The 12299-nt window shown below is 72.4% G+C and carries 5 protein-coding genes; all 5 read right to left on the bottom strand.

Features of this window, described 5'->3' with window-relative positions:
- Positions 1-39 precede the first annotated feature (39 nt).
- Complete coding sequence (gene tmk, locus ACFWB8_RS04030; RefSeq protein ID WP_385222141.1) at positions 40-3288, bottom strand: dTMP kinase; 3249 nt, start codon at positions 3286-3288, stop codon at positions 40-42.
- A gap of 157 nt (positions 3289-3445) precedes the next feature.
- Entirely contained in the window at positions 3446-6283 is a 2838-nt protein-coding gene (topA, locus tag ACFWB8_RS04025; RefSeq protein ID WP_385222138.1) for a type I DNA topoisomerase, read from the bottom strand.
- A 402-nt stretch (positions 6284-6685) separates the two neighbouring features.
- On the bottom strand, positions 6686-8200 hold the full coding sequence (locus tag ACFWB8_RS04020; RefSeq protein ID WP_385222135.1) for a methyltransferase: 1515 nt from the start codon (positions 8198-8200) through the stop codon (positions 6686-6688).
- Between the two features lie 130 nt (positions 8201-8330).
- Entirely contained in the window at positions 8331-8891 is a 561-nt protein-coding gene (locus ACFWB8_RS04015; RefSeq protein WP_385222133.1) for a small secreted protein, read from the bottom strand.
- Positions 8892-9054: 163 nt separating this feature from the next.
- A complete protein-coding gene (locus ACFWB8_RS04010; RefSeq protein WP_385222131.1) occupies positions 9055-11460 on the bottom strand; it encodes a sodium-translocating pyrophosphatase in 2406 nt (801 codons plus the stop codon).
- Positions 11461-12299 lie beyond the last annotated feature (839 nt).

Here is a 12299-nt window from a genome sequence, read left to right as displayed (position 1 = left end):
ACCTGTTCACAGTGTGGCGCGCGCCACTGACAATCCCGCTCAGCGGCGGCGCGGACGGCGCTCGTCGTCTTCGTCGTCGTTCCGGCGGCGCCCCAGCAGTTCGTCCGCCAGCGTCGGCAGATCGTCCAGCGGGGTCTCCTCGGCCCAGTCCGAGCGGGGCCGGCGCGGCCGGCCGTCGGTGCCGAGGACCGGAAGCTCCCGGGTCGCGTCATTGCCGGAGCCATTGCCGGAGGCGTTACCGGAGTCCCGGAAGATGCCCGGCGGCACCCGGTCGGCCGGGTTCTCCTCGGGACGCCGGGCCGTGGGCCGCGAGGCGGACTGCCCGGCGCGCCCGGACTGCCCGGACTGCGCCTGACGCGCGGGGGCCGCCCCGGCGGGACGCACGGGGGGCAGGACGGCCGTCTCGTCGGCCGGACCCGTGGGCCGGACCGGCGGCAGCACCGAAGTCTCCGCCGCCGGGTCGATCTTCGGCACCGGCACCGTCTCGGTCACGTCGTCGGGCTGCAGCACCCGCTTGACCACCGGGGTCTCGACGGTCACGGCCTCGCCCGGGTGCGGCTCCTTGCGCATGCCGACCCTGGGCGCCTGCGCCGGCGCATCCGCGGCCGAAGCCGAAGCCGGAGGCGTAACCGCAGCCGGAGCCGCCGCAGCAGAGGCCGCCGCGGACGCCGCCGCGGCGGCAGCCGCCTTCGCCGCCGCCTCGGCCGCCGAAGCCGCCGCCAGCCGGCGCGCCTCCTCGGCCTTCAGCAGGGCCTCCTCCGCACGCCGCTGCTTCTCCAGCCGCCGCTCCTCGGCCTCGGCCCGCAGCCGGGCCTCCTTCGCCGCCTGCAGCCGCAGCCGCTCCTGCTCCGCCGCGCGGGCCTTCTCCTCGGCCTCCGCACGCAGCCGCTCGGCCTCGGCCCGCGCCCGGGCCTCCTCCTCGGCGCGCTGCCGCTCCTCGGCCGCCTTGCGGGCGGCTTCGGCCTCGGCCCTGATCCGGGCCTCCTCGGCCTCGCGGGCCTTGCGGGCCTCCTCCTCGGCGCGCAGCCGCTCTTCCTCCGCCTTGCGCGCCGCCTCTTCCTCGGCCTTGCGCTTGGCCTCCGCCTCGGCGAGGCGCCGCGCCTCGATCTGCGCGGCCACCTCGGCCTCGGAGAGCGGGAGCACCCGGTCCAGCCGGTGCCGCACGACGGTGCTGACGGACTGCGGGTCCTGGCCCGCGTCCACCACCAGGTAGCGCCCCGGGTCGGACGCGGCGAGCGTCAGGAACCCGGCCCGCACCCGCTGGTGGAACTCCGCCGGCTCCGACTCCAGCCGGTCCGGCGCCTCCGTGAACCGCTCGCGCGCCGCCTCCGGCGACACGTCGAGCAGCACGGTCAGGTTCGGTACGAGGCCGTCGGTGGCCCAGCGCGAGATACGGGCGATCTCGGTCGGGGAGAGGTCGCGGCCGGCGCCCTGGTAGGCCACCGAGGAGTCGATGTAGCGATCGGAGATAACGACCGCACCGCGCTCCAGGGCGGGCCGGACGACGGTGTCCACGTGCTCGGCGCGGTCGGCCGCGTAGAGCAGGGCCTCGGCGCGGTTCGACAGCCCGGCCGAGGACACGTCGAGCAGGATCGAACGCAGCCGCTTGCCGACCGGGGTGGCCCCGGGCTCGCGCGTCACGACGACCTCGTGGCCCTTGCCGCGTATCCAGTCGGCCATCGCCTCCACCTGGGTGGACTTGCCGGCGCCGTCGCCGCCCTCCAGGGCGATGAAGAAGCCGGTGGCGGACGCCGCCTGTACGGGCTCCCCGCCGCGCAGCGCCTCGCGCAGGTCGCGGCGCAGCGGTACGCCGCCGCGGTCGTCGACCTTGGCGAGCACCACGACGGCGACGGGCAGCAGCAGCGCGCCGACCAGCATCAGCGTGAACGCGGCGCCGTCGTGCGCGAAGACGACGTCACCGGCGGCGAGGCGGTGCGGGCCGATCCCCGCGGCGAGGGCGGGGGCGGCGACGGCACCCACGGCCACGGCCACCCGTACGACGGCCTGCAGGTGCTCGGTGACCCGGGCCCGGCGGAACTCCTCGGTCTCCTGGTCGAGCAGCGTGTGGCCGGTGTTGGCGGCGACACCCGCGGAAGTACCGGCGAGCAGCGACAGGAACAGCACGGTCGCGGTGTCCGGGACCAGTCCGGTGAGCAGCAGCGCGAGCCCGGTGACGCCTATGGCCAGGGCCAGCAGCCGGCGCCGGGACAGCGCCGGGAGCACCTTGCCGGCCTGACTGGCGCGGATGCCGAGGCCGGTGCCGCCGACGAGGGCCAGTACGAGGAGCGCGAAGGAGGCCGGGCCGCCGCCCAGGTCGAAGGCGTGCAGTACGGCGACGGCGGCGGCACCGGCCACCGCTCCGGCGACGGCCGCGCAGGCGAGCACGAGCAGCGGGATGGCGCCCGTACGGCCCTTCTCGGGCCGGTCGCCCGCCTTGGGGGTGCGCAGGCCCTCCAGCGGGGAGCGGGGACGCGGGGTCTTCGCGGCGGGCAGCACCAGCGGGAGCAGCAGCGACACGGAGGCCGCGAACAGGCCGGAGGCCACGTACGAACCCAGCGCGGCCTGGTTCTCGGCGAACCAGCCCACTCCGAGGCCCAGCGCCTTGCCGACCAGGGTCGCGGCGAGCAGCGCGGCCGCGGCGGCAGGCATCGCCGCGAAGGCGGTACGCAGATTCAGCCGGCGCAGCGCGTCGAGGTGGTCCGGCAGCGGCCGTACGGTCGCCCCCTCCGGCGGCGGCGCCGGCAGCAGGGCGGGGGCGGCGCTGTCCTTGGCCACGCTCCAGAGCCGCTCGGCGGCTCCGGACACGAAGACGGTGGCGAGCAGCGCGGTGAGCGCGTGCGCCGGGATCCAGTCGAGCCACAGCGGGGCGACGACGAAGAGGCCGAGGCGGACCCCGTCGGCGCCGATCATCGTCCAGCGGCGGTCCAGCTTGCCGCCGGCCTCCCGTGGGGCGGTGAGCTGGGCCAGCGGGCCCAGCAGCACGGCACCGAACAGGACGGTGGCGAGGATCCGGACGCCGAAGACGGCGGCGACGGCGAGGGCCCAGCCTGTGTAGCCGCCGCCGAAGGCGTCCTGGGAAACGGCCGCCTGGAAGGCCAGCAGCACCAGGACCAGCAGGGCGAGGGCATCACCGATGCCGCTCACCAGCTGGGCACTCCACAGCCGGCGGAGCCTGGGCGTGCGCAGCAGGGCACGCACCGCTCGCTCGCGGGAGTCCGCGGCCAGGGCTTCGTCGTAGGTGGGGGTTGTGGGGGCGGTCACGACCGTTGGCTGCTCGGCTCGCGTCATCCGCCCAGCCTATCCGCTGCGCTCGGCCGGTGCGGAAGCCTGTGGACGAGCCCGGGTGTGACCCCGGACCCACCTTCCGGGCCCTGTCCGGGCCCGACCCCTCCGGCAGGCCCCCAGGGGCTGGATCCACCGGAGGGCGAATCCAGCCCCCAGCGGGTTACTCGTCCGCCGGGGCGGCGGCCGCGGTCTTCTTCGCGGTCGCCTTCTTCGCCGTCGTCTTCTTGGCGGCCGTCGTCTTGGCGGCCGTCGTCTTCTTCGCCGCCGCGGTCTTGGTCGCGGTAGCCGTCGCCTTCTTCGCGGGGGCCTTCTTCGCCGGGGCCTTCTTCGCGGGGGCCTTCTTGGCCGTCTTCTTGGCCGGAGCCTTCGCGCGCTTCTCCGCCAGCAGCTCGTACCCGCGCTCCGGAGTGATCGTCTCGACGTCGTCGTCCCGCCGCAGCGTCGCGTTCGTCTCGCCGTCCGTCACGTACGGGCCGAAGCGGCCGTCCTTGACCACGACCGGCTTCTCGCTGACCGGGTCCGTGCCCAGCTCCTTCAGCGGCGGCTTGGCCGCCGCCCGGCCCCGCTGCTTGGGCTGTGCGTAGATCGCGAGCGCCTCGTCGAGCGTGATCGAGAACAGCTGGTCCTCGGTCTCCAGCGACCGCGAGTCCGTGCCCTTCTTCAGGTACGGGCCGTAGCGGCCGTTCTGGGCCGTGATCTCCACGCCCTCCGCGTCCACGCCGACGACCCGCGGCAGGGACATCAGCTTGAGGGCGTCGTCCAGCGTGACCGTGTCCAGGGACATCGAATTGAACAGCGAGGCCGTGCGCGGCTTGACCGCGTTCTTGCCGGTCTTCGGCGTGCCCTCGGGGAGGATCTCCGTCACGTACGGCCCGTAGCGGCCGTCCTTGGCGACGATCTCGTTCCCGCTGACGGGGTCCTTGCCCAGCTCGAACTCGCCGCTCGGCTTCGCGAACAGCTCCTCCGCGTACTCCACCGTCAGCTCGTCCGGAGCCATGTCGTCCGGTACGTCGGCCCGCTGGTGGCCCTCCGCGTCCTTCTCACCGCGCTCCACGTACGGCCCGTAACGGCCGACCCGCAGCACGATCCCCTCGCCGACGGGGAAGGAGGAGATCTCCCGGGCGTCGATCGCGCCCAGGTCCGTGACCAGCTCCTTCAGACCACCGAGGGCGTCACCGTCGGCCGGTACGACCTCGGTCGCGTCCTCCGAGCCGAAGTAGAACCGCTTCAGCCACGGCACGGACTGGGCCTCGCCCCGCGCGATGCGGTCGAGGTCGTCCTCCATCTTGGCCGTGAAGTCGTAGTCGACGAGCCGCCCGAAGTGCGTCTCCAGAAGGTTCACCACGGCGAACGACAGGAAGGACGGCACGAGCGCCGTGCCCTTCTTGAAGACGTACCCGCGGTCCAGGATCGTGCCGATGATCGACGCGTACGTCGACGGGCGGCCGATCTCGCGCTCTTCGAGCTCCTTGACCAGCGAGGCCTCGGTGTAGCGGGCCGGCGGCTTGGTCGAGTGGCCGTCCGCCGTGATCTCCTCGGCCGACAGCGCGTCGCCCTCCGCGACCTGCGGCAGACGCTTCTCGCGGTCGTCGAGCTCGGCGTTCGGGTCGTCCGCGCCTTCGACGTACGCCTTCATGAAGCCGTGGAAGGTGATCGTCTTGCCGCTGGCGCTGAACTCCGCGTCCCGGCCGTCCGACGCCGTGCCACCGATCTTCACGGTGACGGAGTTGCCGACCGCGTCCTTCATCTGGGAAGCGACGGTCCGCTTCCAGATGAGCTCGTACAGGCGGAACTGGTCGCCGGTCAGACCCGTCTCGGCGGGAGTGCGGAAACGATCACCCGAAGGACGGATGGCCTCGTGCGCCTCCTGGGCGTTCTTGACCTTCCCGGCGTAGACGCGCGGCTTCTCCGGCAGGTAGTCGGCGCCGTAGAGCTGCGTGACCTGCGCCCGCGCCGCCGACACGGCGGTGTCGGAGAGCGTCGTGGAGTCCGTACGCATGTAGGTGATGAAGCCGTTCTCGTACAGCTTCTGCGCCACCTGCATCGTCGCCTTCGCACCGAAGCCGAGCTTGCGCGAGGCCTCCTGCTGGAGCGTCGTCGTACGGAACGGCGCGTACGGGGAGCGGCGGTACGGCTTGGACTCGACCGAGCGGACGGCGAACGAGGTCTGCTCCAGCGCGGCGGCGAGCGCCCGGGCGTTCGCCTCGTCGAGGTGCAGCACCTCGCTCTTGAGCTGCCCGGTGGAACCGAAATCGCGGCCCTGCGCGATGCGCTTGCCGTCCACCGCGTTCAGGCGGGCGACGAGCGTGGAGGGGTCGGAGGCGTCACCGGCGCGGCCGGTGGAGAAGGTTCCGGTCAGGTCCCAGTACTCGGCGGAACGGAAGGCGATGCGCTCGCGCTCCCGCTCGACGACCATGCGGGTGGCCACCGACTGGACGCGGCCGGCCGACAGCCGCGGCATGACCTTCTTCCACAGGACCGGCGAGACCTCGTAGCCGTAGAGGCGGTCGAGGATGCGGCGGGTCTCCTGGGCGTCGACCATGCGCTGGTTCAGCTCGCGCGGGTTGGCGACGGCGTCGCGGATCGCGTCCTTGGTGATCTCGTGGAAGACCATCCGGTGGACGGGGACCTTGGGCTTGAGGACTTCCTGCAGGTGCCACGCGATGGCTTCGCCCTCGCGGTCCTCATCGGTGGCGAGGAAGAGTTCGTCGGACTCGGCGAGCAGGTCCTTGAGCTTCCTGACCTGCGCCTTCTTGTCCGCATTGACGACGTAGATCGGCTGGAAGTCGTGCTCGACGTCCACGCCGAGGCGGCGGACCTCGCCGGTGTACTTGTCGGGAACCTCGGCCGCGCCGTTCGGGAGGTCGCGGATGTGCCCGACGCTCGCCTCGACGACGTATCCCGGGCCGAGGTAGCCCTTGATCGTCTTCGCCTTGGCAGGGGACTCGACAATGACGAGTCGGCGGCCGCCCTTTGCGGTCTCGCTAGTCGGGGACAACTTGGCTCTTCTCTCCGGTCGGCACTCGGTCGCGGTACGGCGACGCTGCGGAGTGTGACGGTACAACCCGCCCCCGTGTCAAACGGCAGAAGCCCGCAACGGCCACTCGAACGGTAACCCGACAAGTGCCATTTCTGCCGCCCGGATGCCGCGCCGGACCCTTGCCGATCACCACGGGGAGTGGCCGAAGGGCCGTCTGGCCCCGCCGGCGCCGCTCCCCTTTTTCCCGGCCCCACCGGGCCCCACCTGGCCTGTCGTGGTTTTTGGCGGCTCGCCGGGCCCTCGGTACGGGTTCCTGAGGGCGCGCGCCGCCCGGCGTGGCCACGCGCGGTTTCAGCCGACTTCACACGTCCGCGTGCGGGCGCGCCCCGCCCCGGACGCCCCCGGCCACCCCCGCCGCGCCTACTGCGCGGGACCCGTCCCGGGGTCCAGGAAGCCCTGCTCCACCAGCATCCGGATGGCGTCCGGGGTCCGGTCGCGCAGGACGACCGGGTCCTCCTGCATCAGCTGCGCGATCGCGTCCAGGATCCGGCCCGCGCTGAGTGAGCCGTCACACACTCCGGCGAAGCCCGCCCCGACCGTGTCGACCTTGGTGGCACGCCGCATGCCACGGTTCTGCCGGAGCACGACGTGCTCCGGGTCCTCCGCGCCGGGCGCGCCGACCTGCTCCTGGACCACCTCCAGGGCCAGGGTGAAGTGGCCCTCCAGCAGGGCCGCGTCATCGTGTTCCCGCAGGTAGTCCTGTCGGGCGAAGTGCGCCAGGACGGTCTCCCCGAGCGGCTGCTCCACCGAGTGCGGCCACTCCTCGACCACGATCGAGGGCTCGGCCGCATCGCTGCGGCGCAGGGTGATCCAGCCGAAGCCGACCGCCTTGGTCTTGCGGGTCTCGAACTCGTCGAGCCAGTCCTCGTACCGCCGCGCGTACTCGGCGGGGTCGGTGCGGTGGTCACCCGCGTCGCGCAGCCACAGCTCCGCGTACTGGGTCACGTCCTGCACGTCACGCTGCACGATCCACGCGTCGCAGCCGCGCGGCACCCAGGAGCGGAGCCGGTCGTGCCAGTCCTCGCCCTCCACGTGCTGCCAGTTGCCGAGGAACTGCGCGTACCCGCCCGGATTGAGATGGGCCCCCGCCTCCTGCACCAGGGTCCGGCACAGGTCGTCGCCGCCCATCCCGCCGTCCCGGTACGTCAGCCGGGCGCCGGGGGAGATCACGAAGGGCGGATTCGACACGATCAGGTCGTACGTCGCGTCCCCGACGGGCTCGAACAGCGACCCGGTGAGCAGCTCGGCCTGCGGCGCACCGGAGAGCGCCAGCGTCAACCGGGTGAACTCCAGGGCCCGGGGGTTGACGTCGGTGGCCGTGACCCGGGTCGCGTGCTGCGCGGCGTGCAGCGCCTGGATGCCGGACCCGGTGCCCAGGTCCAGGGCACTGTCGACGGGGATGCGGACGGTGATCCCGGCCAGGGTGGTGGAGGCGCCGCCGACCCCGAGGACCACGCCTTCCTCCCGGCTGCCGATACCGCCGGCCCCGCCGACCGCGCAGCCCAGGTCGGACACGATGAACCAGTCCTCGCCGTCCGGGCCCCCGAACGGGCGCACGTCGACGGTGGCGTGCACCTCGTCACCCTCGCGCCGCAGCCAGCCGTCGGCCAGCGCCTCCTCGACCGGCAGCGCGGCCGCGGCGCGCACGTACGGCTCCGGCTGCTGGAGCAGGAACAGCCGGATCAGGCTGGCGAGCGGGCCGTCTTTGCGCCCCCGGGTGGCGCGCAGGGCGGGCACCGTCTCGCTGCGGGCCAGCGCGGCGTAGGCGGGGGCGCCGAGCAGCTCGAGCAGTCCGTCGGCGGTGAAGCCGGCGTCGAGCAGGGCGGTGCGCAGCTCGGCGGCGCGGTCGGGCGAGGGAAGGCTGGTGGTACTCACCCGTCCATTGTGGCCGCTGGCGCCGACAATCCCCGCGTCGCGGGGCCCGGACACGCGCCAGGGCGGCCGCGATCCCCTCGGGATCCCGGCCGCCCTGGTCGGCGTACCAGCCGTGTGGCGGTCGTCCGCGTCACTTCGGCGACGGCGTCGTGACCTGACAACCCTTCTGACTGTTCATCGCCTTGTCCAGGCCGCCCGCCTTGAGCTTGTCGAGCGCGTCCTTGCCGCCCTTGGTCGCGTCCTCCAGGCCGGCCGCGACGTCCTTGAGTCCCTCGGCGAACTTGCCCTGGTCCTTGGGGTCGAGGGCGTCCATCTTCGTCTTCAGGGCGGCGTAGCCCTGGGAGGTCGACTCGAACCCCTTGACCGCCGCCGTCTGGGTGTCCTCACCGCTCTTGACCGGCGGAACTCCCGCCCCCTGCAGGGCGGTGCCCATCGCTTTGTACGACGCGGACATGGTCCCGAAGGCCGCCGAGTCGGTCGACTGGACCTCCTCGGGCTTGCTGCTCTCGGTCGCCACCCGCTTGATGTCGGCGTTGGCCTGCTCGATCTTCTTCAGTTCGGGCTGCCAGCTGTCACAGACCTTCTTGGCCCAGGCGTCGGCCTTCTTGTCGCCGTCGTCCCCGCCGCAGCCGGACAGGACGAGCATCAGTACCGCACCGCCTGACACTGCGGCCGCAAGCTTCTTGTTCACCGGATTGGTCCCTTCGAAGGCTCTCGGCCCGGAAGATACACGCCCACCATCCGGGGACGCGCAAAGGCGGACAGGCGGCGCGTCAGTCCGCACCGCCTGTCCGCCGTTCGGGCGTACGATCGAGCCTGCCCGGTCCCCGTTCAGACCTGGCGTCGCGCCCGGCTCAGGAAGAGACCACCGCGGGATCGGCCGGCTGGGTCACCCGCTCGGCGGACGCGCCCTCGCCCTCTTCGCCGACCGTGATGCCGCGCCGCTTGGAGATGTACACCGCGCCGACGATGACGCCGATCGCGAGGACCGCGACGACGGCCCGCACGGTCGCGTTGGCGTCCTCGCCGTAGCTGAACTGCACGACGGCGGGGGCGATCAGCAGCGCCACCAGGTTCATGACCTTGAGCAGCGGGTTGATGGCCGGACCGGCGGTGTCCTTGAACGGGTCGCCGACCGTGTCGCCGATGACGACCGCCTCGTGCGCCGCACTGCCCTTGCCGCCGTGGTGCCCGTCCTCGACGAGCTTCTTCGCGTTGTCCCACGCCCCGCCCGAGTTGGCGAGGAAGACCGCCATCAGGGTGCCGGTGCCGATGGCGCCGGCCAGGAAGGAACCGAGCGCGCCGACGCCGAGCGAGAACCCGACCGCGATCGGCGTGAGGACGGCGAGCAGCCCGGGCGTGGCGAGTTCGCGCAGCGCGTCCTTGGTGCAGATGTCCACGACGCGCCCGTACTCGGGCTTCTCGGTGTAGTCCATGATCCCGGGGTGCTCGCGGAACTGGCGGCGCACCTCGTAGACGACGGCGCCCGCGGAACGGGAGACGGCGTTGATCGCGAGGCCGGAGAACAGGAACACGACCGCCGCCCCCAGGATCAGGCCGACCAGGTTGTTGGGCTGCGCGATGTCCAGGCTGAGGTTCATCTCCCCGGCCTTGGCGCCGACCTCCTTGACCGCGGTGGCGATGGCGTCGTTGTACGAGCCGAAGAGCGCGGCCGCGGCGAGCACGGCGGTGGCGATGGCGATGCCCTTGGTGATGGCCTTGGTGGTGTTGCCCACCGCGTCCAGGTCGGTCAGCACCTGCGCGCCGGCGCCCTCGACGTCGCCGGACATCTCCGCGATGCCCTGGGCGTTGTCGGAGACGGGGCCGAAGGTGTCCATGGCGACGATGACGCCGACCGTGGTGAGCAGGCCGGTTCCGGCCAGGGCCACCGCGAAGAGCGCCAGCATGATCGAGGTGCCGCCGAGCAGGAACGCCCCGTAGACCCCGAGGCCGATGAGCAGCGCCGTGTAGACGGCGGACTCCAGGCCGACGGAGATGCCCGCGAGGACCACGGTGGCCGCGCCGGTGAGGGAGGACTTGCCGATGTCCCGGACGGGACGGCGGTTGGTCTCGGTGAAGTAGCCGGTGAGCTGCTGGATCAGCGCCGCGAGCACGATGCCGATCGCGACGGCGACGACGGCCAGGATGCGCGGGTCGCCGGAGTGGTTGGTGATCGCGGGGTTCTCGACGCCGACGAGCTCCTTGTAGGTGGCCGGCAGGTAGGCGTAGACGGCGATCGCGACCAGCACCAGGGAGATCACCGCGGAGATGAAGAAGCCGCGGTTGATGGCGGTCATTCCGCTGCGGTCGCTGCGGCGCGGGGAGACCGCGAAGATGCCGATCATCGCGGTGACGACGCCGATGGCGGGGACGATCAGCGGGAAGGCGAGGCCCAGGTCGCCGAAGGCGGCCTTGCCGAGGATGAGCGCGGCCACCAGGGTGACGGCGTACGACTCGAAGAGGTCGGCGGCCATTCCGGCACAGTCTCCGACGTTGTCGCCCACGTTGTCGGCGATGGTCGCGGCATTGCGCGGGTCGTCCTCCGGAATGCCCTGCTCCACCTTGCCGACCAGGTCGGCGCCGACGTCGGCGGCCTTGGTGAAGATGCCGCCGCCCACGCGCATGAACATCGCGATCAGGGCGGCTCCGAGGCCGAAGCCCTCCAGGACCTTGGGGGCGTCGGCGGCGTAGACCAGGACGACGCAGGAGGCGCCGAAAAGGCCGAGGCCGACGGTGAACATGCCCACCACGCCGCCGGTGCGGAAGGCGATCCGCATGGCCTTGTGGGAGACCTCGGTGAGGTCCTTGGCGGGCTCGCCCTCGGCGGGGGTGGCCTCGCGCGCGGCGGCGGCGACGCGGACGTTGGCACGGACCGCGAGGCGCATGCCGATGTAGCCGGTGGCCGCCGAGAAGAGGGCGCCGACGAGGAAGAAGGCGGAACGTCCCGCCCGCTGCGTCCAGTCGTCGGCGGGCAGCAGGAAGAGCAGGAAGAAGACCACGACGGCGAAGACGCCGAGGGTGCGCAACTGGCGGCCGAGGTAGGCGTTGGCGCCTTCCTGGACGGCCGCGGCGATCTCCTTCATGCTGTCGGTTCCCTCGTCGGCGGCGAGGACCTGGCGGACCAGGATCTGCGCGACGACGAGCGCGGCGAGTGCCACGGCCGCAATGACGATCACGATGAGCCGATTGTCATCGGTGAGTACTGCGGATGCCAGATCAGTGGTGCGATCGGGCGCGATAGGGGTGAAGAGCCCCGTCATTCGTCCTCCTTGACGTGATGAGCTCAAGATGTGGACGGATTGTAGGGAGCGCGCCCTGATCAAAACAGTGCACGGGAAACGGAATTGGCCTGCTCTTGCTCCTCAGCAATAGATCGCGTCACTCCATTACCCCCGAAAGGGGTAATGGGGCAAAAGCATTGACGCCTGATCATTGATCTAGGAATTTGCGCGCGGGCACAAAAAAGCCCTGCTCAGCAGGGCCGGAATAAAGATCGGAAGATACGACGGCCCGCGCGCGCGGCGGTGTCCGCCGGACCGGAAGCGGACGGCGCGCCGGCCGCGGCGCCCTGCTGAACCCGGCCGGAGACGTACGGGCCCGGAGGGCGGAAGGCCCGGAACGGGCCGGGGGTGTGCGGAAGCCCGGCAGCCCGGAGACTCGGAACGGGCCGGAGGCGCGCGGAAGCCCCGCGGCCCGGAACCCCGGGCCCTACGGAGGATCGGAGGCCCCGACGGGCCCTACGGGAGCGCGGCGACCCGGAACCCAGGCCCTACGGGAACCCGCAGACCCCGGAGACGGGCCTGCGGGGAGCCCAGCGGCCCGGGACGAAGCGGAGGCCTGCGGAGCCGGCGGGTGGCACGGAGTCTCGGAACGGCCGGAGGCCGACAACCCGGAGCGGGCCGCAGGCATGCTGAAGCCCCGCGACCCGGAACCCCGGTCCTACGGAGGCCCCGACGGGCCCTACGGGGAGCCCGGCGGCACGGAACCCCGGGCCCTACGGGTGCCCGCAGACCCCGGAGACGGGCCTGCGGGGAGCCCAGCGGCCCGGGACGAAGCGGAGGCCTGCGGAGCCGGCGGGTGGCACGGAGTCTCGGAACGG

The sequence above is a fragment of the Streptomyces sp. NPDC060031 genome (genome assembly GCF_042736805.1).
In the GTDB taxonomy this organism is placed as follows: Bacteria; Actinomycetota; Actinomycetes; order Streptomycetales; family Streptomycetaceae; genus Streptomyces.
This window is presented reverse-complemented; position numbering and strand designations above follow the sequence as displayed.

Coding starts and splice junctions, on each gene's coding strand:
- tmk (WP_385222141.1), bottom strand. CDS start 3,288: ATGACGCGAGCCGAGCAGCCAACGGTCGTGACCGCCCCCACAACCCCC.
- ACFWB8_RS04010 (WP_385222131.1), bottom strand. CDS start 11,460: ATGACGGGGCTCTTCACCCCTATCGCGCCCGATCGCACCACTGATCTG.